Origin of the sequence: Streptomyces bungoensis (genome assembly GCF_001514215.1) — a bacterium.
GTDB lineage: Bacteria > Actinomycetota > Actinomycetes > Streptomycetales > Streptomycetaceae > Streptomyces > Streptomyces bungoensis.
This window is the reverse complement of the sequence record NZ_KQ948851.1, coordinates 920,903-944,976: the sequence shown is the minus strand read 5'-3', so window position 1 is coordinate 944,976 and position 24,074 is coordinate 920,903. Positions and strand designations below refer to the sequence as shown.

21 protein-coding genes are annotated in these 24,074 nt (G+C 74.3%); 8 read left to right on the top strand and 13 right to left on the bottom strand.

The genetic code is table 11. The annotated features are described in order from the left end of the window. The first annotated feature begins 191 nt into the window (after positions 1-191). The 3 genes from AQJ66_RS03950 (at position 192) to AQJ66_RS03940 (ending at position 6,526) form a co-directional block, all read left to right on the top strand. Positions 192-3,110: a glycoside hydrolase family 48 protein gene (locus AQJ66_RS03950; protein ID WP_061916354.1), complete on the top strand. Its 2,919-nt coding sequence runs from the start codon at positions 192-194 to the stop codon at positions 3,108-3,110. A gap of 150 nt (positions 3,111-3,260) precedes the next feature. Continuing rightward, the gene (locus AQJ66_RS03945) at positions 3,261-5,918 is read left to right on the top strand and encodes a cellulose binding domain-containing protein (protein ID WP_061916351.1); all 2,658 of its coding nucleotides are present in this window, start codon (positions 3,261-3,263) and stop codon (positions 5,916-5,918) included. Between the two features lie 83 nt (positions 5,919-6,001). After that, the gene (locus AQJ66_RS03940; protein WP_061916348.1) at positions 6,002-6,526 is read left to right on the top strand and encodes a DUF2231 domain-containing protein; all 525 of its coding nucleotides are present in this window, start codon (positions 6,002-6,004) and stop codon (positions 6,524-6,526) included. A gap of 41 nt (positions 6,527-6,567) precedes the next feature. Here the strand turns inward: AQJ66_RS03940 and AQJ66_RS03935 are convergent, their stop codons facing one another. The 5 genes from AQJ66_RS03935 to AQJ66_RS03915 all read right to left on the bottom strand — a co-directional run bounded on the left by AQJ66_RS03935 (position 6,568) and on the right by AQJ66_RS03915 (position 10,425). Continuing rightward, positions 6,568-7,281: a CBS domain-containing protein gene (locus AQJ66_RS03935; RefSeq protein ID WP_061916346.1), complete on the bottom strand. Its 714-nt coding sequence runs from the start codon at positions 7,279-7,281 to the stop codon at positions 6,568-6,570. Between the two features lie 167 nt (positions 7,282-7,448). Further along, a complete protein-coding gene (locus AQJ66_RS03930) occupies positions 7,449-8,123 on the bottom strand; it encodes a helix-turn-helix domain-containing protein (protein WP_107118839.1) in 675 nt (224 codons plus the stop codon). 19 nt (positions 8,124-8,142) lie between these two features. Next, positions 8,143-9,213 carry a zinc-dependent alcohol dehydrogenase family protein gene (locus AQJ66_RS03925; RefSeq protein WP_061916340.1) on the bottom strand — a complete coding sequence of 357 codons (1,071 nt, stop codon included), beginning with the start codon at positions 9,211-9,213 and terminating at the stop codon, positions 8,143-8,145. A 149-nt stretch (positions 9,214-9,362) separates the two neighbouring features. Beyond that, complete coding sequence (locus AQJ66_RS03920; protein WP_061916337.1) at positions 9,363-10,115, bottom strand: class I SAM-dependent methyltransferase; 753 nt, start codon at positions 10,113-10,115, stop codon at positions 9,363-9,365. Positions 10,116-10,119: 4 nt separating this feature from the next. Then, positions 10,120-10,425 carry a 4a-hydroxytetrahydrobiopterin dehydratase gene (locus AQJ66_RS03915; RefSeq protein WP_061916333.1) on the bottom strand — a complete coding sequence of 102 codons (306 nt, stop codon included), beginning with the start codon at positions 10,423-10,425 and terminating at the stop codon, positions 10,120-10,122. Positions 10,426-10,542: 117 nt separating this feature from the next. Here AQJ66_RS03915 and AQJ66_RS03910 point away from each other — a divergent pair, with 117 nt between their 5' ends. Next, positions 10,543-11,379 carry a helix-turn-helix domain-containing protein gene (locus AQJ66_RS03910; protein ID WP_061916330.1) on the top strand — a complete coding sequence of 279 codons (837 nt, stop codon included), beginning with the start codon at positions 10,543-10,545 and terminating at the stop codon, positions 11,377-11,379. A 12-nt stretch (positions 11,380-11,391) separates the two neighbouring features. On the opposite strand, the gene AQJ66_RS03905 is transcribed toward AQJ66_RS03910, so the two are convergent. Further along, positions 11,392-11,787, bottom strand: a complete 396-nt coding sequence (locus tag AQJ66_RS03905) for an MFS transporter (protein WP_061916327.1) — start codon at positions 11,785-11,787, stop codon at positions 11,392-11,394. Between the two features lie 12 nt (positions 11,788-11,799). Continuing rightward, positions 11,800-12,480 carry an MFS transporter gene (locus tag AQJ66_RS03900; protein WP_159052530.1) on the bottom strand — a complete coding sequence of 227 codons (681 nt, stop codon included), beginning with the start codon at positions 12,478-12,480 and terminating at the stop codon, positions 11,800-11,802. 67 nt (positions 12,481-12,547) lie between these two features. Between AQJ66_RS03900 and AQJ66_RS03895 the strand changes: the two genes are divergently transcribed. Then, positions 12,548-13,411 carry a helix-turn-helix domain-containing protein gene (locus AQJ66_RS03895; RefSeq protein ID WP_061916321.1) on the top strand — a complete coding sequence of 288 codons (864 nt, stop codon included), beginning with the start codon at positions 12,548-12,550 and terminating at the stop codon, positions 13,409-13,411. Between the two features lie 18 nt (positions 13,412-13,429). On the opposite strand, the gene dnaK is transcribed toward AQJ66_RS03895, so the two are convergent. The 4 genes from dnaK to AQJ66_RS03875 form a co-directional block, all read right to left on the bottom strand. Next, positions 13,430-15,310, bottom strand: coding sequence for a molecular chaperone DnaK (dnaK, locus tag AQJ66_RS03890; protein ID WP_061916318.1), 1,881 nt, complete (start codon positions 15,308-15,310; stop codon positions 13,430-13,432). Positions 15,311-15,452: 142 nt separating this feature from the next. Then, a complete protein-coding gene (locus tag AQJ66_RS03885) occupies positions 15,453-15,878 on the bottom strand; it encodes an OsmC family protein (protein WP_061916315.1) in 426 nt (141 codons plus the stop codon). 125 nt (positions 15,879-16,003) lie between these two features. Further along, entirely contained in the window at positions 16,004-18,133 is a 2,130-nt protein-coding gene (locus AQJ66_RS03880; RefSeq protein ID WP_061916312.1) for a phage holin family protein, read from the bottom strand. A gap of 267 nt (positions 18,134-18,400) precedes the next feature. Beyond that, positions 18,401-18,832, bottom strand: coding sequence for a hypothetical protein (locus AQJ66_RS03875; protein ID WP_061916309.1), 432 nt, complete (start codon positions 18,830-18,832; stop codon positions 18,401-18,403). 90 nt (positions 18,833-18,922) lie between these two features. Between AQJ66_RS03875 and AQJ66_RS03870 the strand changes: the two genes are divergently transcribed. Further along, positions 18,923-19,690 carry an MBL fold metallo-hydrolase gene (locus AQJ66_RS03870; protein WP_061916306.1) on the top strand — a complete coding sequence of 256 codons (768 nt, stop codon included), beginning with the start codon at positions 18,923-18,925 and terminating at the stop codon, positions 19,688-19,690. Further along, entirely contained in the window at positions 19,687-20,319 is a 633-nt protein-coding gene (locus AQJ66_RS03865; protein ID WP_425264256.1) for a DedA family protein, read from the top strand. Before AQJ66_RS03870 ends, AQJ66_RS03865 begins: the two co-directional genes overlap by 4 nt. 28 nt (positions 20,320-20,347) lie before the next feature. Here AQJ66_RS03865 and AQJ66_RS03860 read toward each other — a convergent pair whose 3' ends face one another. After that, the gene (locus AQJ66_RS03860) at positions 20,348-21,445 is read right to left on the bottom strand and encodes an MBL fold metallo-hydrolase (RefSeq protein WP_061916303.1); all 1,098 of its coding nucleotides are present in this window, start codon (positions 21,443-21,445) and stop codon (positions 20,348-20,350) included. Continuing rightward, complete coding sequence (locus tag AQJ66_RS03855; protein ID WP_061916300.1) at positions 21,442-22,698, bottom strand: aminotransferase class I/II-fold pyridoxal phosphate-dependent enzyme; 1,257 nt, start codon at positions 22,696-22,698, stop codon at positions 21,442-21,444. Before AQJ66_RS03855 ends, AQJ66_RS03860 begins: the two co-directional genes overlap by 4 nt. A gap of 235 nt (positions 22,699-22,933) precedes the next feature. Here AQJ66_RS03855 and AQJ66_RS38750 point away from each other — a divergent pair, with 235 nt between their 5' ends. Continuing rightward, positions 22,934-23,803 carry a hypothetical protein gene (locus AQJ66_RS38750; RefSeq protein WP_159052529.1) on the top strand — a complete coding sequence of 290 codons (870 nt, stop codon included), beginning with the start codon at positions 22,934-22,936 and terminating at the stop codon, positions 23,801-23,803. Positions 23,804-24,074 lie beyond the last annotated feature (271 nt).

The following is a 24,074-nucleotide window of genomic DNA, read 5'->3' as shown; positions in this document are numbered from 1 at the left end:
GTAGCGCCAACTGCCGCCCTTGCACAGGGGGTTGCCGACATTTCTTCAAGCCGGAACGTCGAATCTTTTTCGACTCTTCAAGCATCTTGACCGCCCCGGGGGCCATCCCCACTATGGGAGCGCTCCCACTGGTTCAACCCTTGACCTCTCCCGAGCCGCGCGCCCCCAAGCCGCAAGGAGGAACCAGCACGATGGATCCCGGACGCAGACACAGAGCCGTGCGGCGGGTGTGGACCGCCGCGGTGGCCGCGCTCGCGCTGCCCCTGTCGATGCTCGCCGCCGGCGCGACGACCGCCCAGGCCGCAACCGTGCAGTGCAGCGTCGACTACAAGACCAACGACTGGGGTTCAGGCTTCACCGCCGACCTCACGATCACCAACCGCGGCAGCGCCGCGATCGACGGCTGGACCCTGACCTACGGCTACACGGGCAACCAGCAGCTGACGAACGGCTGGAACGGCACCTGGTCCCAGTCGGGCAAGACGATCACCGTCAAGAACGCCTCGTACAACGGCTCGATCGCCGCGGGCGCCGCGGTCTCCACGGGCGCCCAGTTCACCTACAGCGGCACCAACGCCGCCCCGACGTCCTTCGCGGTCAACGGGACGACCTGCGCCGGCGCCCACCAGCCGCCGGTCACCGTGCTGACCAGCCCGGCCCCGGGCGCGGTCTACACGCAAGGGGACGCGGTCCCGCTCGCGGCGACCGCGGCGGCGGCCGACAACGCGACGATCAGCAAGGTGGAGTTCTACGACGACACCACTCTGCTCGGCACGGACACGAGTGCGCCGTACTCGCTCTCGGCCTCAAGTTTGACCGTGGGCAGTCATTCGCTGGTGGCGAAGGCGTACGACAGCCTGGGCGCCTCCGCCGAGTCGGCCCCGGTCGGCATCACGGTGGCCTCGGGTCCGGCCGTGGTGGCCTCGCCCACCCAGCTGGGCGTCCAGCAGGGCAAGACGGGCACGTTCGGCGTGAAGCTGTCCACGCAGCCGAGCGCGAACGTGACGGTGGGCGTGGCCCGCACGGACGGCAACACGGGCCTGTCGGTCACCGGGGGCTCGTCGCTGACCTTCACGCCGTCGAACTGGAACACCGCGCAGACGGTGACCGTCACGGCCGACTCCTCCGGCACCGGCAGCGCCACCTTCACCGCGTCCGCGGCCGGCCACGCCAAGGCCACCGTCACGGTCACGGAACTGGCCGCGCAGAAGGCGTACGACGCCCGGTTCCTGGACCTGTACGGCAAGATCACCAACCCGGCGAACGGCTACTTCTCCCCCGAGGGCATCCCGTACCACTCGGTGGAGACGCTGATCGTCGAGGCCCCGGACTACGGCCACGAGACCACGTCGGAGGCCTACAGCTACCTCATCTGGCTGCAGGCGATGTACGGCAAGGTCACCGGTGACTGGTCGAAGTTCAACGGCGCGTGGGACGTCATGGAGAAGTACATGATCCCCACCCACGCCGACCAGCCGACCAACTCCTTCTACAACGCCTCCAAGCCGGCGACGTACGCGCCGGAGGAGGACACCCCGGACCAGTACCCGGCGAAGCTGGACACCTCCGTCTCCGTGGGTACCGACCCGATCGCCGGCGAGCTGAAGTCCGCGTACGGTACGGACGACGTGTACGGCATGCACTGGATCCAGGACGTCGACAACGTCTACGGCTACGGTGACACCCCCGGCGGCAAGTGCGAGGCCGGGCCGACGGCCACCGGGCCGTCGTACCTCAACACCTTCCAGCGCGGCCCGCAGGAGTCGGTCTGGGAGACGGTCCCGCAGCCGACCTGCGACGCCTTCAAGTACGGCGGCAAGAACGGCTACCTGGACCTGTTCACCGGCGACAGCTCCTACGCCAAGCAGTGGAAGTACACGGACGCGCCGGACGCCGACGCGCGGGCGGTGCAGGCCGCGTACTGGGCGGACGTGTGGGCGAAGGCGCAGGGCAAGAGCAGCGACGTGTCGGCCACGGTCGCCAAGGCGGCGAAGATGGGCGACTACCTGCGGTACGCCATGTACGACAAGTACTTCAAGAAGATCGGCAACTGTGTGGGGGCCTCGTCCTGCCCGGCCGGCACCGGCAAGGACGCCTCGCACTACCTGCTGTCCTGGTACTACGCCTGGGGCGGTGCCACCGACACCAGCGCGGGCTGGGCCTGGCGCATCGGCTCCAGCCACGTCCACGGCGGCTACCAGAACCCCCTCGCGGCCTACGCGCTCAGCTCCGACGCCGACCTGAAGCCGAAGTCGGCGACCGGCGCGAGCGACTGGGGCAAGTCGCTGCAGCGGCAACTGGAGTTCTACCAGTGGCTGCAGTCGTCCGAGGGCGCCATCGCGGGCGGCGCGACCAACAGCTGGCAGGGCCGGTACGCCACCCCGCCGGCGGGCACCTCGACGTTCTACGGCATGTACTACGACGAGGCGCCCGTCTACCACGACCCGCCGTCCAACCAGTGGTTCGGGTTCCAGGCCTGGTCGATGGAGCGGGTCGCCGAGTACTACCAGCAGACCGGGAACGCGGCCGCGAAGGCGGTCCTGGACAAGTGGGTGAAGTGGGCGCTGTCCAAGACCACGATCAACCCGGACGGCACCTACCAGATCCCCTCCACCCTCAAGTGGTCCGGCCAGCCCGACACCTGGAACCCGTCGAGCCCCGGCTCCAACAGCGGGCTCCACGTCACCGTCGCCGACTACACCAACGACGTCGGTGTGGCGGCCGCGTACGCCAAGACGCTCACCTACTACGGCGCGAAGTCCGGTGACGCGACGGCGAAGTCGACGGCGAAGGCGCTGCTGGACGGCATGTGGGGCAACTACCAGGACAGCCTCGGCATCGCCGTCCCGGAGACCCGCAGCGACTACAGCCGCTTCAACGACAGCGTGTACGTGCCGAGCGGCTGGACCGGCACGATGCCGAACGGTGACGCGATCAACTCGTCCTCGACGTTCAGCTCCATCCGCTCCTTCTACAAGAACGACCCGGCCTGGTCGAAGATCGAGGCCTACCTCAAGGGCGGCGCCGCGCCCGTCTTCACCTACCACCGGTTCTGGGCCGAGGCGGACATCGCCATGGCCATGGGCTCGTACGCGGAGCTGCTCGAATAGTCCCCGCTGACGCTCCGCGTGCACGACCCCGTCACAGGGCGACGGGGTCACCCGGCCGGGCGGTCCCCACCGCACAGGGGGCCGCCCGGCCGTCGTCCTTCCCTCCCGCGACTCTCCCCCACCCCCACTCACCGGAGAGGAACCCCCAGCGTGCGCAGAACCCGCATCCTCACGGCCGTCCTGGCGCTGGCCGCCGGACTGCTCGCCGGCACCCCGCCCGCACTGGCCGCCGCCGCGCCGCAGGCGGCCGTCGCCGCCGACACCTACACCTGGCACAACGCCCGGATCGACGGCGGCGGCTTCGTCCCCGGCATCGTCTTCAACCGTTCCGAGAAGAACCTGGTCTACGCCCGCACCGACATCGGCGGCGCCTACCGCTGGCAGCAGTCGACGAAGACCTGGACCCCGCTGCTGGACTCCGTCGGCTGGGACGAGTGGGGGCACACCGGCGTGGTGTCCCTCGCCTCGGACTCCGTGGACCCCGACAAGGTCTACGCGGCCGTCGGGACGTACACCAACGACTGGGACCCCGGCAACGGCGCGGTGCTGCGCTCCGCCGACCGGGGCGCGAGCTGGCGGAAGACGGACCTGCCGTTCAAGCTGGGCGGCAACATGCCCGGCCGGGGCATGGGCGAACGCCTCGCGATCGACCCGAACAAGGACAGCGTGCTGTACCTGGGCGCGCCCAGCGGCAAGGGGCTGTGGCGGTCGGCGGACTCCGGGGTCACCTGGTCGCAGGTCACCGCCTTCCCCAATCCCGGGAACTACCGGCAGGACCCCTCGGACACGAGCGGCTACCTGTCCGACGACCAGGGCATCGCCTGGGTCACCTTCGACGAGTCGACCGGCACGTCCGGCAGCGCCACCAAGACGATCTACGTCGGGGTCGCCGACAAGGACAACCCGGTGTACCGCTCGACGGACGCGGGCGCGACCTGGCAGCGGCTGCCCGGCCAGCCGACCGGCCACCTCCCCCACAAGGGCGTGCTGGACGCGAGGAACGGCTACCTGTACGTCGCCTACAGCGACAAGGGCGGCCCGTACGACGGCGGCAAGGGCCGGCTGTGGCGGTACGCGACCGCGACCGGCACCTGGACGGACGTCAGCCCGGTGGCGGAGGCCGACACCTCCTACGGGTTCAGCGGGCTGACCGTGGACCGGCAGCACCCCGGCACGGTGATGGCGACGGCGTACAGCTCCTGGTGGCCGGACACGCAGCTCTTCCGCTCCACCGACAGCGGCGCCACCTGGACGAAGGCGTGGGACTACACGTCGTACCCGAACCGCGCGAACCGCTACACGATCGACGTGTCCTCCTCCCCCTGGCTGACCTTCGGCGCGAACCCGCAGCCGCCCGAGCAGACGCCCAAACTCGGCTGGATGACCGAGTCGCTGGAGATCGACCCGTTCGACTCCGACCGGATGATGTACGGGACGGGCGCGACGCTCTACGGCACCGAGAACCTGACCCGGTGGGACAGCGGCGGAAAGTTCACCGTGAGGCCCATGGTGCAGGGGCTGGAGGAGACGGCGGTCAACGACCTCGCCGCGCCACCCTCCGGCGGCGCCCTGCTCCTCAGCGCCCTGGGCGACATCGGCGGCTTCCGGCACACGGACCTGGCCAAGGTCCCGCCGATGATGTACACCTCCCCCACCTTCACCACGACCACCAGCCTGGACTTCGCCGAGAAGGACCCGGACACGGTGGTCCGCGTCGGCGACCTGGACTCCGGCCCGCACATCGCCTTCTCCACCGACAACGGGGCCGACTGGTTCGGCGGCACCGACCCCTCGGGCGTCTCGGGCGGCGGCACCGTCGCGGCGGCCGCGGACGGCAGCCGGTTCGTGTGGAGCCCGAAGGGCACCGGCGTGCAGTACACGACCGGCTTCGGCTCGTCCTGGTCGGCGTCCGGCGGCATCCCGGCGGGCGCGACCGTGGAGTCGGACCGGGTGGACCCGAAGACCTTCTACGGCTTCAAGTCCGGGAAGTTCTACGTCAGCACGGACGGCGGCGCCACCTTCACCGCCTCGGCCGCGACCGGCCTGCCGAGCGGCGACAGCGTGCGCTTCAAGGCGCTGCCGGGCGCCGAGGGCGACGTGTGGCTGGCCGGCGGCGCGGCGGGCGGCGCGTACGGCCTGTGGCACTCGGCCGACGGCGGGGCGAGCTTCACCAAGCTCGCGGGTGTCGAGCAGGCCGACACCATCGGCTTCGGCAAGGCGGCGAGCGGGGCGTCGTACCAGACGCTCTACACCAGCGCGCGGATCGGCGGGGTCCGCGGCATCTTCCGCTCCACCGACAAGGGCGCGACCTGGACCCGGATCAACGACGACGCCCACCAGTGGGCCTTCACGGGCGCGGCGATCACCGGCGACCCGCGGGTGTACGGCCGCGTGTACGTCTCGACCAACGGCCGGGGCGTGATCTACGGCGACACGTCGGACACCGGTGGCGGCGGGGGCGGGGGCGGCGGCGATCCGGCTCCTTCCGGTGCCTGCACGGTCAGTTACAAGATCACCAACCAGTGGGCGGGCGGCTTCCAGGCCGACGTCCAGCTGACCAACACGGGAGCGGCGGACTGGTCGGGCTGGTCCCTGGGCTGGACCTTCGCCGACGGGCAGCGGATCACGCAGCTCTGGAACGCCGACCACAGTCAGTCGGGCGCCTCGGTGACGGCGAAGAACGTCGGCTGGAACGGCACCGTCGCGGCCGGTTCGTCCGTGGGGTTCGGGTTCACCGGGACCTGGTCGGGGAGCAACACGAAACCGGCGTCGTTCGAGCTCGGTGACCAGTCGTGCACGGTGACGTGAGAGGCGGCCGGCACTGAGAGGTAACTGAGAGCTTGCTGTGCCAGGCTGGCGCGGCCCCGACCCCCCTTCAGGAGAGCGTCTCGATGAGTCTGATCAACGGTCTGCCCGCCCACGTGCTTCTGGTCCACGTGGTCGTCGTGCTGATCCCGCTGACCGCACTGGCCCTGGTGGCCGCGGCGCTGTGGCCGCGTGCCGCCCGGCGTCTGGGCATCCTGCTGCCCGGCCTGGCCCTCGTCGCGCTGATCAGCGTGCCGCTGACCACGCAGGCCGGCGAGTGGCTGGAGAGCCACGTGGAGAGCGACGCCCTGGTACGCAAGCACACCGAGCTGGGTGACGGGCTGCTGCCCTGGGCGCTCGGCCTGTTCGTGCTGGCGGCGCTCGTGTGGTTCGCCGCGCGGCGCGGCCAGGCGGAGGCGGAGCCGCAGCAGGGCGGGGGCGGCGGCCTGCGCTGGTCCGCCCTGCCGGTCCGCATAGTCGTCGGCGTGCTGTCGCTGGCCGTCGCCGTGGGAGCGGTGGTCGACGTGTACCGCGTCGGCGACTCCGGGGCGAAGGCCGCGTGGCACGACGCCTACTCGAAGACCGCCACGACCAAGGGCGGCGACGACTGATCCGCCGTCCGCCCGCGGACCGGGCCGCCACCCCCTGCGTGTCAGGGGGTGGCGGCCCGGTCCGTGTCCGGCAGGTCCGGGTCGAGGTTCGGGCGGCGGGGCGGGCCGGCCAGCGCGCTGTGCACGTCCACCACGCCCGGCACGCCCCGTGCCAGGCGCGCCGCGAGCGGGACGAGGGCGGTGTCGGGGACCCGGCCGGCGAGCGTGACGACCCCGTCGCGCACCTCGACGCGGACGTCCGGCGCCTGGGCGGCGAGCAGCGGCTCGACGGCCTCCCGCCGGACGTCCCCGGCGATGTCCTCGTCGTCCCGCAGGAACACCGTCAGCAGGTCGGAGCGGCTGACGATGCCCTCCAGGGTGCCGTCCGGGGCGACCACCGGCAGCCGTTTCACGCCGCTGCGCGCCATGACGCGGGCGGCCTGGCCGAGGCCGGTGCCGGGTCCCACGGTGACGGCCGGGGCGGTCATCAGGTCGGCCGCGGTCGCCGCGGCCGCCTTGCGGGCCTCCGCGACGTGGCGCTCCTCGCGGCTGCGGCGGGTGTCCGCGTCGCGGTACTCCTCCTTGCGCAGCAGGTCGGCCTCGGAGACGACGCCGACGACACGGCCGGCGTCGTCGAGCACCGGCAGGGCGCTGACCCGCCAGGCCCGCATGGCCTCGACGATGTCCTTGAAGGCCGCGCCCGTGCGCAGGGCGAGGACCCGGTGGGTCATCACGTCCTTCACCAGGGCGGGACTGCCGGTCTCGCTGCCGGTCATGGCCTCCTCCTCCTTGCTCGGGTGCCCCGGGCCGTCCGGCCCCGGGCGGTGGGCCGGACGGCACTGGCGCGGCGGGCGGCGCGGGGTGACAGTGGGATCAGGAGCGGCACCGATCCCCCGCGGTGTCGCTCCGTCGCGTCCGGGCCGCCGGGCCGGCGCCGGTGCGGTCAGCCCGCGATCCGGCGCCCCGTCACGCTGTGCGGTTCGATCCGCACCCACACGTCCCGCGTGCCGCCGGCCCACGGGGCGCTGTACGCCCGCTCGCTGAAGCGCTGCCGCTCCCGCGGGTCCGTGACCGTGCGGGCGTGTCCCCGCACCAGGACGCTCCAGCCCTCGCTGAAGGCGTCGTCGATGCGGTCGACCTCGAAGGCCACCGGCTGGCCGGAGGCGAGCGAGGGCGTCGTGCCGAGGGCGGTCCTGAAGACGATCGCCTCGTCGACGACGCTGTAGTTGACGGGCACCACCACCGGGCCGGTGGCGGTGGACAGGGCCAGCCGGCCCACCCCGTGCGTCCCCAGCAGGGTCCGGCACTCGTCCGGCGCCAGTTCGGTGAAGACGGGTGCGCGGGCGGCCCGCCGGCGGCCGGGCGGCAGGTCGACGACGCCGCCGGTCAGCTCGGTGACGGTGGTCTCCAGCGCCTCCGCCAGCCGGATCAGCGCCCCGATGCCGGGCCCGGCACCGGGGTGCTCCTCCAGGTAGCCGAGGTAGCTGGTCGCCATGTCGGCGCGTGCGGCCACCTCCCGCCGGCTCAGGCCGAGCTCCGCCCGCCGGGCGGTCAGGCGGCGGCCCAGGTCGCCCGGCGGCAGCTTGGTCGCCGCGTGCGCTTTGGTCGGTCCGGTCACGGCCGTCACGCTCCTTCGCTCAGGCCGTGGGAACGGCGACTTCCGCGTGCTGCTCCCCGCCGAGGACCACCTTCAGCGCGCCGGTCTCGGCGGCCTTGGTGAAGACGTCGTACGCCTCCTCCATGTGGTCCAGCGGGAAGGTGTGGGTGACCAGCTGCCGGGTGGGCAGCCGGTCCGCCGCGGCCATCCGGAGCAGGGTGGGCGTGCTGTAGGTGTCCACCAGGCCCGTCGTGATGGTCACGTTTTTGATCCACAGTTCCTCGAGGTGCAGGGTGGCCGGCCTGCCGTGCACGCCGACGTTGGCGACGTGCCCGCCGGGGCGGACCATGCGCGTGCACAGCTCGAAGCTCTCGGGCGCGCCGACCGCCTCGACGACCACGTCCGCGCCGAGCCCGTCGGTCAGGTCGGCGACCAGCTGGCCGGGGGCCTCGTGGACGTCGGCCACGGCGTCGGCGCCGAGCCGGCGGGCGGCCTCCAGCCGGGCCGGGGCCAGGTCGACGGCGATGATCCGCTCCGGTGCGAACAGCCGGGCGGTGGCGATCGCCGCCAGGCCGATGGGGCCGGCGCCGACGACGGCGACGGTGTCGCCGGGGCGTACGTGCCCGTTGAGCACGCCCACCTCGTAGGCGGTCGGGAAGATGTCGGCGAGCAGGACGGCGTCCTCGCTGCGCAGGGTGCCGGGCAGCGGGTACACGGACAGGTCGGCGTAGGGGACGCGGACGTACTCGGCCTGCGTGCCGTCGACGAGGTGGCCGAGGATCCAGCCTCCGCCGCCCCGGCACTGGCCGTAGGAGCCGTCGCGGCAGAAGCGGCAGCGGCCGCAGGAGGTGATGCAGGAGATCAGGACCCGGTCGCCGGGCCGGACGGTGCGGACGTCGCTGCCGACCTCGACGACCTCGCCGACCGCCTCGTGGCCGAGCACCGTGCCGGGGCGCACCTCGGGCACGTCGCCCTTGAGGATGTGCAGGTCGGTGCCGCAGATGGTGACGGCGCCGACCTTGACGATCGCGTCGGTGGGTTCCTTGACGGCGGGGTCCGGGACGTCCTGCCAGCCGGCTTGTCCGGGACCGTGGAAGACGAAGCCCTTCATGGCGTTCCTCACCTCTTCAGTCGGTCCGCCGCGGTGGCTGCCGGGCGGTGCCGGTACCACTCCGCTCCTCCAGCTTGCCCGTGGGTGAGGGGTCCCGCTTGGGCCGGTCGGCCCTCACGCGCGGCCGGACGGGGCGGCCCGCGCCCGCGTCACGCGCCGGGCGCGGGCTTGCGGTAGGCGCGGAGCCGGAAGACCGGGTCGGGGCGGCGCCGGTCCTGGTCGGGGAGGCGGGCCAGGCGGGCGGCGAGCTCCTCGGTGCGCGGGTCGCCGGGCGGCAGCATGGTGAACCAGCCGCGGCGCAGGTCGGCGACGGTGTCGCGGGGACTGCGGCCCTGCCCGAGGCCGCGGAAGGAGGCCTGCCCGACCGGGACCAGTCCCTGGCCCGCGGCATGGGCGGTGACGGCGTCCGCGGCGTCCCGGGCGGGGCGGCGCGGGCGCGGGGCGAGGACGGCGTCGATGTCGCTGCCGACGTCGTGCGCGGCGGCCTTGTCGACGGTGGTGACGTACACCCCGCCGGGCCGCAGGACCCGGGCGCACTCGGCGACGACGGCCCGGACGTCGGCGGGGTCGGTCAGCAGGTGCAGCAGCCAGATGCTGGTGACCGCGTCGAGGACCGCGTCCGCGCAGGGCAGGCGGCGGCAGTCGGCGCGCAGGACGGCGCCGGGCAGGCGGGCCGCGGCCCGGCGCGCCATCGCCGGGGAGAGGTCGGCGCCGGTGACCCGCAGGCCGGGCCGGGCGGCGGCCAGGCGGCGGGTGACGATCCCGGTGCCGCAGGCGACGTCGAGGAGCCGGCCCGGCCGGTCGGGCACCAGGCCGAGGACGGCCGCGGCGGCCGCTTCGGCGCGGGGCTCGCCGCCGCGGGAGCTGTCGTAGGCGTCGGCTTCCCTGTCGTAGTCCAGCACGCCCTCAGTGTGTGCCGTGGCCGGGGGCGATGTCCTCCACCCTGCGGGCGAGTTCGAAGTCCTTCTCGGTGACGGCGCCGCCCGCGCTGTGGGTCTGCACGGCGAGGGAGACGGTGTGGTAGCCGAGGGTGAGGTCGGAGTGGTGGTCCAGCTCGTCCTGGATCCGCGCGATGTGCACGACCAGCGCGGTCGCGGCGAAGTGCGAGCCGAGCCGGTAGGAGCGGGTGAGCCGGTCCCCGTCCAGCGACCAGCCGGGCAGCTCGGCCAGCCGGTCCTCGATCTCCTTCTGCGACAGCGGTTCGACGGCCATGGCCGGTCTCCCTTCCACACGACGCGCACGGCGCGGGTACCCCTTCAGCCTGCCCACGTCCGGGCCGCCGCGCACGCCGCCGCCCCGCGCCACGGGGCGTTGACTACGGTGGTGGGCATGACCATCGTCGCGACCGGTACCGCCGCCACCGCCCCTGCCGCCGTGCCCGCCGACCGGGGCGTCGGCCCGATGCTGCGCGCCTGGCGGGAGCGGCGGCGGGTCTCGCAGCTGGAGCTCGCGCTGCGCGCCGACTCCTCCGCGCGGCACATCAGCTTCATCGAGACCGGCCGGTCCCGGCCCAGCGAGGAGATGGTGCTGCGGCTGGCCGAGCACCTGGACGTGCCGGTGCGCGAGCGCAACGCGCTGCTGCTGGCGGCCGGTTACGCCCCGCACTATCCGGAGACCCCGCTGGACGACCCGGCGCTGGACGCGCTGCGCGAGGGCATGGAGCGGCTCATCCAGGGCTACGAGCCGTGCCCGGCGCTGGTGGTGGACGCCGGATACACGGTCGTCGCCGCCAACCGGGGTGTCGCCATGCTGCTGGAGGGGGTCCCCGAGAAGCTGATGACGCCGGCGCCGAACGCGATGCGGCTGACGCTGCATCCGGAGGGTCTCGCGCCGCGCGTCCGCAACCTGCGCGAGTGGCGGGGGCACCTGCTGGCCCAGATGGAGCGGCAGCTGGCCCTGTACCGCTCGGACCGGCTGCGCGCGCTGTACGAGGAGGTGGCCGCCTACCCGGTGCCCGAGGAGGAGCCGGACGGCGAACCGGCCGCGCCCGTGCCGTACTTCGCGCTGCCGCTGCGGATCGAGCACGAGGGGCGGATCCTGTCGTTCGTGTCGTCGATCTCCACGTTCAACACCCCGATGGACGTCACCGTCGCGGAACTCGCCATCGAGACGTTCCTGCCCGCCGACCCGGCGACCGTCAAGTACCTGCGGACGATGGAGGCTTGACCGAGGGCGCCGCTACGCCGCGTCCGCCGGACGGCAGCGCGCCCGTCCCACGGCCGCGGCCACGGTCAGGGGCACGGTCAGCAGCGCCGCCAGCCAGAACAGGGGCCGGTAGGCGTGCGCCTGGGCCGTGGCGGCGGCGAGGGCGCTGCCCACGTAGAGCGCTACGCCGAACAGGGCCACGCCCGTGGCGCGGGCGGTCGGGGACAGCGCCGTGGCCCACGACTGGATCGTGGAGTGCATGAAGGACCAGCCGCCGCCGAGGAGCAGTGCCACGACGACGAGCGCCCCGGTGAACTGGCTGTATCCGGCGAGCAGGGAGGCCGCGGCCATCTGGACGCCGCCGGTCACGATCAGGCGCACCGGGGACCACTGCCCGACGAGCCGCTCGACCACCTGCGCCGCGGCCATGGAGCCGACCCCTTACAGGGCCGCGACCGCGCCGGCCAGGGTGGCGGGGATCCCGTGCGCCTCGAGGGCCGGGGCCAGGTAGGTGAGGAATCCGAGCAGAACGGCTCCTTCGAGCAGGGCCACGGCCATGACGTACCACTGCCACGGCGAGGACGGGACCACGCGGAAGGGGGCCGGCAGCGACCCGGAGCGGGCCCGGTCGGGCTCGGGCAGGCGGCGCAGGGCCACCGCCAGGTAGGCGGCGAGGACCCCGGGCCGGGCGAACACCAGGCGCCAGCTGAGGTAGTGCGCCGGCACCCCGGCGACGACCGTGGCCACGGCGGTGCCGAGCGCGAAGGCGGTCATCAGCTCGCTGAGGGGGCGTTGCCGTGTCGCGGCCGGCACCGTGTCGCCCACGTGGGTCAGGGAGGCGGCGATCGAAGCGGCGAAGAACGCGCCGGCCACGGCACGGGCCCCGATCAGCGCGGGGGCGTCGGGAGCGAGGGCCGAGGCCAGGGCCGCCAGCGCCGCGCCGGTCAGGGACACCCTCATCACCCGCACCCGGCCCCAGCGGTCGCTGGCCGCACCCCACACGGGCTGCATCAGACCGTAGGCGAGGTAGTAGCCGCTCGCGGCCAGCACCACTGAGCGGCGCGCGGTCCTGACCGCCGGCGTGGGGACGATCCGTTGGTTGCCCCAGTTCTTTCCGGCCACGTGTGCGACAGGCGGGTCTCGTGACACACTGCCAGCAGAGATCGGCGGTGCGTAGGGGAGGCGTGGCGTGAGTGAGCGGCGGGCTGCGCCCACGGTGGGTCAGGTGGTGCTCGGCAAACGGCTCCAGGAGCTGCGGGAGGCCGCGGGGCTGAGCCGGGAGGAGGCCGCCCGGGTGCTGCGGGTGGCGTCGGCGACCGTGCGGCGGATGGAGATGGCCGAGGTCGCGCTGAAGATCCCCTACGTGCAGGTGCTGCTGTCCACCTACGGGGTGGCCGAGGACGAGGCCGGCACGTTCGTGCGGCTGGCCGAGGAGGCGAACCAGCCGGGCTGGTGGCAGCGGTTCCACGACGTGCTGCCCGAGTGGTTCAGCCTGTACGTGAGCCTGGAGGGCGCCGCCCGGATCCTCCGCTCCTACGAACCGCACTTCGTGCCCGGCCTGCTGCAGACCGAGGCGTACGCGCGCGCGGTGATGGAGGCCGGGACGATCGGGCAGGCCGGCCCGGAGGCGATCGAACGGCATGTCTCGCTGCGCATGGAGCGGCAGCGGCTGCTGGAGCGGGACGACCCGCCGCACCTGTGGGTGATCATGGACGAGACGGTGCTGAGGCGTCCGGTGAGCGAGCGTCCCGAGGTGATGCGCGACCAGCTGGACAAGCTGCTGGAGTACGCCGCTCGCGACCGGGTCACGCTGCAGGTCGCCGAGTTCGCGGCGGGCCCGCACCCGGGGACGTACGCGCCGTTCACGCTGTTCCGGTTCGCCGAACCGGAGCTGCCGGACATGGTGTTCACCGAGTACCTCACCGGCGCGCTGTACCTGGACTCGCGCCGGGAGGTCGCCGCCCACCTGGAGGTGCTGGACCACATGACGGCGCGGTCGGCCTCGGCACGGCGCACCGAGAAGATCCTGCGGGAGTACCGCGAGAACCTGTGACCGCGCGGAGGCCGCCCGTCAGGCGGCGCCGCCCTTCTGCTCCCTGTCCTCGTCGACGATCTCCGCGTCCACGACGCCCTCCTCCTCCGGCCCGGCCGGTCCGCTCTCCTCACCGGCCGGCCCGCCGGAGGCCGAGGGCTGGGCCTGGGCGTACATGGCCTGGCCCATCTTCTGGCTGACCGTGGCGAGCTTCTCGGCGGCGCCGCGCAGGGCGGCCGGGTCGGCCGCCGGATCGGTCTGCTCCAGCAGCGTCTTCAGCTCCGCGGTCGCCGCCTCCACCTCGGTGCGGGTCTCGGCGGGCACGCGGTCCCGGTTGTCGCGGAGGAACCTCTCGGTCTGGTAGACGAGCTGCTCGGCCTGGTTGCGGGCCTCGGCGGCCTCGCGGCGCTTGCGGTCCTCCTCGGCGTACTGCTCGGCCTCGCGCATCATGCGGTCGATGTCGTCCTTGGGCAGGGCCGAGCCGCCGGTGACGGTCATCTTCTGCTCCCGGCCCGTGGCGAGGTCCTTGGCGGAGACGTGCATGATCCCGTTGGCGTCGATGTCGAACGCCACCTCGATCTGCGGGACCCCGCGCGGGGCGGGCGGCAGGCCGGTGAGGTCGAAGACGCCGAGCTTCTTGTTGTAGGCGGCGATCTCGCGTTCGCCCTGGTAGACCTGGATGCCGACCGAGGGCTGGTTGTCGGTGGCGGTGGTGAAGATCTCCGAACGGCGGGTCGGGATCGTGGTGTTGCGCTCGATCAGCTTGGTCATGATGCCGCCCTTCGTCTCGATGCCGAGGGACAGCGGGGTGACGTCCAGCAGCAGCACGTCCTTGACGTCGCCGCGGATGACGCCGGCCTGCAGGGCCGCGCCGACGGCGACGACCTCGTCGGGGTTGACGCCCTTGTGCGGCTCCTTGCCGGTGAGCTCCTTGACCAGGTCGGTGACGGCGGGCATCCGGGTGGAGCCGCCGACCAGGATGACGTGGTCGATCGCGGACAGCTCCACCCCGGCGTCCCGCACCGCCTGGTGGAAGGGCGTGCGGCAGCGGTCGAGCAGGTCGGCGGTCAGCTCCTGGAACTGGGCGCGGGTCAGCTTCTCGTCGAGGTGCAGCGGGCCCTCGGCGGAGGCGGTGATGTAGGGCAGGTTGACCGACGTCTCCGAGGACGAGGACAGTTCGATCTTGGCCCGCTCGGCGGCCTCCCTCAGCCGCTGCACGGCCATCTTGTCGCCGCTGAGGTCGATGCCGTGCTGTCCCTTGAACCGCTTGGCCAGGTGGTCCACGATCCGCTGGTCCCAGTCGTCGCCGCCGAGGTGGGTGTCGCCGTTGGTGGCCTTCACCTCGATGACGCCGTCGCCGATCTCCAGCAGGGACACGTCGAAGGTGCCGCCGCCGAGGTCGAAGACGAGCACGGTCTGCTCCTCGCCGCGGTCCAGGCCGTAGGCGAGGGCGGCGGCCGTCGGCTCGTTGATGATGCGCAGCACCTTCAGGCCGGCGATCTCCCCGGCCTCCTTGGTGGCCTGCCGCTGGGTGTCGTCGAAGTACGCCGGTACGGTGATCACGGCGTCCGTGACGTCCTCGCCGAGGTAGGCCTCCGCGTCCCGCTTCAGTTTCTGCAGCACCCGGGCCGACAGCTCCTGCGCCCGGAAACGGGTGCCGTCGACCGTTCCGTGCTCGGGGAAGCGCCAGTCCGGGTCGCCCATGTGCCGCTTGACCGAGCGCGCGGTGCGCTCCACGTTCGTCACGGCCTGCCGCTTGGCGACCTCGCCGACCAGCACGTCGCCGTTCTTCGCGAACGCCACCACCGAGGGCGTGGTCCGCGCGCCCTCCGCGTTGGCGACGACGGTGGGCTCGCCGCCCTCCAGGACGGCCACCACCGAGTTTGTCGTTCCCAGATCGATCCCGACCGCACGTGCCATGGTCCGTCCCCTTTCCCGCAGGGCGCCTGCCGCCCTCCCAGCACACAACGTGCGTACGGCGCTGTCACCTATAGGGGTTCCCCGGAAACGGCGGTGCCGCGCCCCCTCGCCGGGAACGCGGCACCGGTGCGGCGCGGCGGGGTCAGGCCAGCTCGGCCGTCAGGGTGATGGTGGTGCCGGTCAGGGCCTGGCTGACCGGGCAGTTCTTCTTCGCGTCCTCGGCCGCGGACCGGAAGGTGTCCGCGTCCAGCCCGGGCACCTCGCCGCGGACGGTGAGGTGGATGCCGGTGATGCCCTCACCCGGCTGGAAGGTGACGTCGGCCTTGGTCTCCAGGCGGGTGGGCGGGGTGCCGGCGCCGGCCAGGCCGTGCGAGAGGGCCATGGAGAAGCAGCTGGAGTGGGCGGCGGCGATCAGCTCCTCCGGGCTGGTCTTGCCGTTCGCCTGCTCGGCGCGCGACGGCCACGACACCGGCTGCTGGCCGATGCCGGAGGAGTCGAAGGTGACGACGCCGTTGCCCTCGAGCAGGTTGCCTTCCCAGACGGTGTGCGCGGTGCGCGTGGTTGCCACGGCTGTTCCTTTCACATGGGTCCGAGTGTTCGGGTTCCGCGTCCCATCCGATCACATCCGGGCGCGCCGCACCCTGAAGACCGGGCCACGCGAGGTGAACGGGAGGCGACCGCCCGGCCCTCCCGTCAGGCGGCCCGCTCCCCCTCCTCCGTGCCCTCCTCCCTCGCGTCCGCGGTGAGCGGCACCTGCGGTCCGTGCAGTTCGTCGAGCCAGCCGCGCAGGACGCGGTGCACGTGTTCGGCGCCGGCCGGCTCCGCGCCGTCCCCGGCCGGCGGGGACAGGGTGAGCGGGGAGAGCAGGAACGGGCGGGACTGGGCGCCGCCGAGGCCGCCGTGGGAGCCGATCTGCTCCTCGAAGGCGAGGACTTCGCCGTCGGCGGGGTCGTGGAAGGAGTTGACCATGATGTCGGCGGTGTGCGGGAAGCCGTGCGTGCGGCGGACCGCGTCGGCGGCGCCGGGGCCGAAGGCGGCCAGCGGGCCGGGCTCCTCGTCCAGCCGGGCCAGCGGTATCTCGGTGCCGTGGGGGCCGAGTACCACGCCGTCGTGCTGCTCGCTGCGCACCAGCAGGAAACCGATGCCGGGGTGGTTGGCGAGGGTGCCGAGCAGGGCGGGGTGGCGGGCGTCGATCTCCTCCTTGGTCATGCGGTGGCGCACGTCCGGGAAGGAGATGAGGCCGAGGTTGCCGGAGGCCAGCACGATCGGCTCCGAGTCGCGCGGCGGGCTCTCGTCGACGGGGCGGCCGAGAGCCGCCCGGACCGCGGCGCGGGCCTCGGCGCCGCTGCGGGTCCGCTCCGCCCGGCGCGGCACGGGCAGTCCGCAGCCGGCCCGGACGAGGTCGGCGAGGGTGAGGCCGTAACGGGCGCGGAAGGTCTCACCGGGGCTCTGGCCGTGGTCGGACAGGACGACCAGGTGGTAGGGGCGCGGGGCGTGCTCGGCGGCCTTCTCGATGAGGGCGATCGACCGGTCGAGGCGCCGCAGGACCTGCTCGGCGTCCCGGCTGTGCGGCCCGGAGTGGTGGGCGACCTCGTCGTAGGCGACGAGGTCGGCGTAGACGGCGGCGCGGCCGGCGAGCAGGTCGCCCATCACGGCGGTGACGACGACGTCCCGTTCGACGACGGTGGCGAAGGCGCGCACAAGCGGGTAGAGGCCGCCGCGGCCGACGCGGGGCCGCTGCCCGCGCAGGCGGGCGCGGACGGACTGGACGATCTCGCGGACGACCTCGGCCATGAAGGACAGGGCGGTGCGCACCGCGTTGGCGGGGTCGGAGAAGTAGGCGAAGTAGCCGGCCCGGGAGCGGTTCTCCCGGCCGCGGCGGCGGGTGGCGATGGACAGCACGAGGGCCTGTTCGCCGGCGCCGCCGCTGAACAGGTTGCCGCGGCTGGCGCCGTCGACGGCGAGCAGTCCGCCGTCGCCCGTGCGGGCGGTGGCGCGGCGCTGCAGTTCGGCGGCGCTCGTCGGCCGGTTGCACACCATGACCTCGCCGCGGTCCTTCTCGTACCAGCGGAAGGCGGGCACGTCGAAGGTGCTGCCGTGCAGGATGCCGAGCTGGCTGGCGCCGGTCTGGCTGGACCAGTCGGTCCGCCAGGGGGTGAGCCGGTGGGTCGGCCGCATGCCGTCGGCCGTCGCCAGCCAGCGGGCCACGGTCGGCATGAGGCCCTTGCGGACGGCCGCGGTGAGGACGTCGTGGCCGACGCCGTCGAGCTGGACGCAGACCAGGCCGGGCGTGTCCGGACAGGGCGGTACGGATCTTCGGCGGCGGTCGGCGAGCCGGAGCAGGCGGCGGCGGTAGGCGTCGTCGTCGCGCACGGCGAGGGTGGCGCCGGTGGCGGAGGCGACGGCGGACATCACGGCGGCCACGATGACCGCGGTCTCCGGGGCGGCTTCGGGCCGGCCGGACGGGTTGACGCGCAGGGCGAGCAGCAGCAGGGAGCCGTTGAGGAAGAAGACCAGCAGGCCGAGCACGAGGGCGGGGACGAGCAGCAGCAGCCGGACCAGGACCGGCCACACCACGGCCGACAGCACGCCGAAGGCCCCGGCGCCGCAGGCCGCGGTGACGGCTATGCGGGTGGCGCTGTCGCCGTTCGGGGACTGGAGCCGGAAGTCGGGCAGGAGGCCGGCGAGCAGCAGCATGGTGACCGTGGAGACCGCCCACACCGTGACGCTCCGGCCGATCTGGAGGGCCACCCGCCGCCACCGCACGTCCACCACGCCCCGCACACCTCGCGTCCCGACCCGCTCGCGTCGCGGGCCGCCCATCACCTTGTCATACGGCCCGATCGGCCTGGCGGACGCGGTCGGCTTGCCCGCCCCCTCGCACCCCACGCGCCGCGCGGCCCACTCGCCATCGGACGCTTCACGCCTCGGCCGGCCCCCATGCGCCCGGCCCTGCCGGCCGCTGCTCCGGCCGCTCCTCCCGGCCCGTCGCGGTGGCGGGCGACCGCCGCGACGCGTACCGGCGGTGCCGGACCGCGCGTACCGGTGGCGCCGGACCGCGGCTCCGTGGCGCCGATCCGCCGGAGGCGGTCAGCGGCCGTCGTAGCCGGCGGTCGGCATGGACAGCCGACGGTGGACCCGGGCCTTCATCTGCGCGTCGTACGACGGCTCGGCGCGCCCCACCGTCTCCACGCGGACTCCGCGCCGCGCGCACTCGGCGGTGAACTCCTCCACCGAGGACAGGGCGCGTTCGAGCACCCGCAGGCTCGGGGCCACGAACACGTCGACGCCCGGCCGGACCCCGTCCCACAGCGCGCAGTGGTCGAACCGCAGGCCACCGACGAGGAGTTCCCGCGCGACGACGTAGCCGCGCTCGGCGGCCCACTTCGCGCACATGGCGTGCTGGCTGCGGGAGTCCACCAGGAAGGGCTCGGCCTCCAGCTCCTCGAGAGGTGTCAGACTCGCGATGGCGGTCACCCGTACCGGCGCGAGCCCGCCGGAGGCACCCCGCAGCTGTCCCATGGCGTCCCCCTCACCTCCGGGTTTCGTCGCAGACCCTACTCCTGCCCGTAGGCTTCGGGGGAGTCGCGTGAAGGAGGCGAAGGAGTACCGGTGGAGATCACCTGGTGGGGTCACGCCACCTGCACGCTGGAGGACTCGAACGTACGCGTGCTGACCGATCCGCTGTTCGCCCGCAGGCTGGCGCACCTGCGCCGGCGGCGGGGCGCGACACCCCCTGCCGAGGCCCACCGCGCGGACCTGGCGCTCGTCTCGCACCTGCACGCCGACCACCTGCACCTGCCCTCGCTGCGCGCCCTCGCGCCGGGCACGCGCCTGGTCGTGCCCCGGGGCGCGCTCCGGGCGGTACCCGGGCTGCGCCGGCTGCGGCACCTGGAGATCACCGAGGTGGCCCCCGGGGACCGGGTGCGGGTCGGGGACGTCGCGGTCCGGGTGGTGCCCGCGCTGCACGACGGGCGGCGGCTGCCGGTCGGCCCGCACCGCTCCCCCGCCCTCGGGTACGTCGTCGAGGGGGAGGCGCGCACCTACTTCGCGGGCGACACGGGCCTGTTCGACGGCATGGCCGAGCAGGTCGGGCCGGTGGACGTGGCGCTGCTGCCGGTGGGCGGCTGGGGCCCGTACCTCGGGGAGGGCCATCTGGACGCCGGGCGGGCGGCCCGGGCGCTGGCCCGGCTGGCGCCGCGCGCTGCGGTGCCGGTGCACTACGGGACGTACTGGCCGATCGGCATGGACGCCGTCCGCCCCCACGAGTTCCACGCGCCCGGCGACGAGTTCGTCCGCCTGGCGGCGGTGGCCGCGCCGCGGGTGGCCGTGCACCGGCTGCGGCACGGCGAGAGCATACGGCCGGAGGTCGCGCGGTGAGATGGCTCCCGGAGGCGGCCGCGCTGGCCGCCGCGTCGGTGCGGAGCCTGCCGGCGGCGTCCACGCAGCAGGCGCTGGGCTGTCCCTCGCTCTTCCTCCTGGTGCTGATCGGGGCGCTGGTGCCGGTGGTGCCGACCGGGGCGCTGGTGAGTACGGCGGCGGTGGTGGCGTTCCATCAGACGGCGCCGTTCTCGCTGGCGCTGGTGTTCGTGACCGCGTCCGCGGCGGCCTTCCTCGGGGACGCGGCGCTGTACTGGCTGGGGCGGCGCGGGCTGCGGTCGAAGAACGGCTCGCGCTGGCTGGAGGCGATCCGCTCCCGGGCACCTCAGGAGCGGCTGGAGCAGGCGCAGGGGAAGCTGGCGGACCACAACGTCGCCGTGCTGGTGCTGTCCCGGCTGGTGCCCGCGGGGCGGATACCGGTGATGCTGGCCTGTCTGCTGGCCGAGTGGCCGCTGCGGCGGTTCTCCCGGGGCAACTTCCCGGCGTGCCTGGCGTGGGCGGCGACGTACCAGATGATCGGGATCCTGGGCGGTTCCCTGTTCCCGGAGCCGTGGGAGGGCGTGCTCGTGGCGGTGGGGCTGACGGTCCTGATCAGCGTCGTACCGGGTCTGGTGCGGCGGATGCGGTGACGGCCCGCCCGTGGGCGGGGCGCCCGGTTCAGTCCAGCACCCTCGACGCGCCCACCGGGAGGTCCCACAGGTCGTCGCTGTCCAGCCCCGCCTTCTCCCAGGCCGCCCGCACCCGGGTCAGCGGTTCCAGGACGGGCTCGGCCGACAGGATGAACGTGCCCCAGTGCATCGGCGCCATCCTGCGCGCGCCCAGGTCCAGGGTGGCCTGGACGGCCTCCTCCGGGTCGCAGTGGACGTCGCTGAGCCACCAGCGGGGGTCGTAGGCGCCGATGGGCATGAGGGCGAGGTCGATGCCGGGGTAGCGGCGGCCGATGCGGGAGAACCAGTGGCCGTAGCCGGTGTCACCGGCGAAGTAGAGGCGCTGCCCGTCGGGAGCGGTGAGGACCCAGCCGCCCCAGAGGCTGTGGCAGGTGTCGGTGAGGGTGCGCTTGGACCAGTGGTGGGCGGGCACGAAGTCGAAGCGCACGCCGGACAGTTCGGCGCCCTCCCACCAGTCCAGCTCGGTGATGCGGGTGAACTCGCGCCGCCGGAACCAGCGGCCGAGCCCGGCGGGCACGAACACCGGTGTGTCGCGCGGGAGTCGGCGCAGCGTGGGCGCGTCCAGGTGGTCGTAGTGGTTGTGGCTGATGACGACCGCGTCGACGCGCGGCAGGTCCTCCCAGGCGACGCCGACGGGCGTGATCCGGGCCGGGGTGCCGAGGATGCGGCGGGACCAGACGGGGTCGGTCAGGACGGTCAGGCCGCCGGCCCGGACCACCCAACTGGCGTGCCCCGCCCAGGTGACGGCGAGGGTGCGGGCATTGACGCGGGGCAGCGGTCCGGGCTCGTACGGCAGCCGGGAGACGTCGGCGAGGCCTTCCGGGCCGGGGCGCACGGCGCCCTCGCGGGCGAACCGGGCGAGCGCCTTGAAGCCGGGCAGGGGCGCGGTGAGCCGGTCGTGGAACGTCCGCGGCCACACCCGGTGTTCGCCGAGCCGGCGGGGCTCGGCCAGCGGCGGGCTGGGGGCGGCACGGGGGTCCCGGGCGGCCGGGGCGCCGGCCGCGGTGGCGGACGTGGCGGTGAGCGCGGCGGTGGTCGGGGCGGTGGGCGCGGCGGCGGATCCGGGCTCGTGCGTCTGCTGCGTCATCGAGGAGACTCCCATCGCTGAGCGTCGTCGCGGAGATCGTCGAAGACCGACCTCAAGGACACCAACGCGCGGTGCACGTGCGGCAGTTCCAACGGCGAGGGTGACGTGAGGGATTCCGTGCGCTCCTCGTCCGCGCCGCCCAGCAGGGCGCCCGTGGACAGCCGGACGCGCAGCGCCGCGAGGTCGTCGCCGAAGCGGTGGCCGCCGGGCGCGGGCATGCCGAGCCGGGCGCCGAGGTGGTCCTCCAGTTCCTGGGCGTCGCCGACGCCCCGTGCGGCGAGCGCTTCGCGCAGCGGGCCGAGGTCGGCGTACAGGTGGCGGCCGGCCTGCGGGGGCCGGGCGAGGGCGCCGGCGCCGACGACCGCGGCGTGCACGGCGGCGGCCACGCGCGCGTGCAGGCGTACGGCGGCCTCGCGGCGCTCGGTGACGGGTTCGGGTTCGTCGAGCGCGTACCCGGCCGCGGCGGCGACCGGGGCGGCGATGCGGGCGTCGAGCGCGGTCAGGATGTCGAGCACGCGCGCGTGCAGCCGCTCCCCGGTCCCGCCGGACGGGAAACGGGCGACGGCGGCGGGCCACCCGGCCGGCAGCAGGGCGCCCGCCAGGTCGGTGACGACGGTGACCCGGTCGGGCAGCATCTCGGCCGGGCTGAGCAGCACGGTCCCGTGCGGGTCGTGCACGGTGTCGCGCCAGGTCTCGTCGCTGACCAGGTGGAGGCCCTCGGCGGTGGCCGCCTCGAGGGTCTCGTGCAGCAGTTCGGGCGGGGCGACGGTGGCGGTGGGGTCGTCGGCGACGGACAGCACCAGCAGCCGGGGATCACCGCCTTCGGCCCGGACCCGGCGCACGGTCTCCAGCAGGGCGTACGGGTCGGGGACGCCGCCGCTCTCGGCCTGCGTCGGCACGTGGTAGACGGGTCTGCCGAGCAGCCGGGCGTAGGGCGCCCACCAGACGGCGCACGGGCGGGGTACGAGCACGTCGCCGCCGTCCGTGGCGAGCGCGGCGGTCAGGGCGAGCAGCAGGGCGGGGGCGCCGGGGCCCGCGGCCACCCGGTCGGGGACGCAGGGCAGTCCGCGCCGGGTCCAGTAGCCGCAGGCCGCCTCCAGCAGGGCCGGCGTGCCGCCCACGGGCTGGGGCTCGGCGCGGCTCGCGGCGGCGGCCAGGTGGGCGGCGAGTTCCGGGAGGACGGGGAGGCCGTCGCCGGGCAGCGGCGGCCCGTAGCGGACGGGGCCGTGGCCTTCCGGGTCCGTCCGCCGCATGTCCGCCTCCGCGCAGTCCGTGGTGCCGTGTGCCGTTCCCGTCGGGCGGTGCCCGCCTCGCCGGCCGCTCCGGTGGTGCCGGGCGCGCGGTCGGCGCGCACGGTGCCCGCCCGTGAGGCTCCCGGGGTGGTGTGTACCCGCCGGACGGCCCGCCATGGCCGGTGGCCCGAGTGGTGCCGTTCACAGCCGGTCCGGGGCCGCGTCAGCCGCTCACCCGCCTGCGGGGCCGGCGCCCGTGGAGTCGGTACCCGGCGCCTCCGCAGGCGGCGGCGATCAGCGCACCGCCGGCGGCCAGCGCGGGGACCGAGTCGGTGAAGGTGCCGCCCTGCCCGGCCTGGACGCCGCCCTGCACGGCCGGCGGCCCGCAGTCGTCGTCCCGGGACCCGCGGCAGGTGTGACCGCCGGGGCAAGAGGCGCCCTGCGCGGCCCCGCACTCCTGTCCGGAACCGTGACACCGGCCGCCGCCGTCCCGGCACTGCCCGGAGTCGTCGTCCCCGTCGCCTGCGGGGCACTTCTGCCCGTCATGGCACTGCCCGGTCCCGCCGGACCCACCGGAACAGCCGTGCGAGCCCTCGGCGCACTGCCGGCCGCCCTCGTCCTGGCCTTGGCCTTGGCCCTTACCCTGCCCCTGGCCCTGGCCCTGGCCCTGGCCGGACTGCTGTCCCTGCCCGAGTCCCTGCCCCTGCCCCTGCCCCTGGCCGGTGTGCTGCCCCGCGCCGGGCTGCTGCGACGGGCCCGGCGGCTGCCCCTGCCCGGACGGCTCCCGCGCCGACTGCGGCGCCTGCCCCGTCTCCCCCGCCGCCTCGGGCGGATCGAGCATCTGGTCGTGCTCCGGCGCCAGTTGCGGTCCCTGGCCCGGCTCCTGCCCGGCGCCGCACGGCTGCCCGTCGGCGGCGCCCGGGATCCCGGGCAGCGCCCCGGTGAGGGCGTCGCAGGGCACGGGCACGGCGAGCGTGCCGCCGGGGCGGACGGTGTTCCGGCCCGCCCCGGCACCGGGGTGGGCGAACGCGACGGGCCCGGATATGACGAGCGCGGCCGCGGCCAGGACGGCGGCTGCGGGCAGGGCGCGGGCGGTGCGGCTCATGGGACGGGCTCCTCGGCGTGACGGCGGTGGCGGCAGGCGGTCCGCGGGACGGGGCCGACCGCCGGTCGGCGGACACGGCTCGTGTCCTCCCCGCCATCACAGCCCGCCCGCCCCCGCACCGCGCGCGGCCGTGCCCCATTCGCGGGACACGCACCGCCGGGCGGGTGAACCGGGCCGAAGGACGCGACCGGCCGAAAGACGCGACGGCGGCCCGGTGGCCGTGCCCGCGCAGGTTTTCCGTCCCCGGCGCAGGTCACTCGGAGACAGCTGACCGGATCCGCTTCGTATCGCG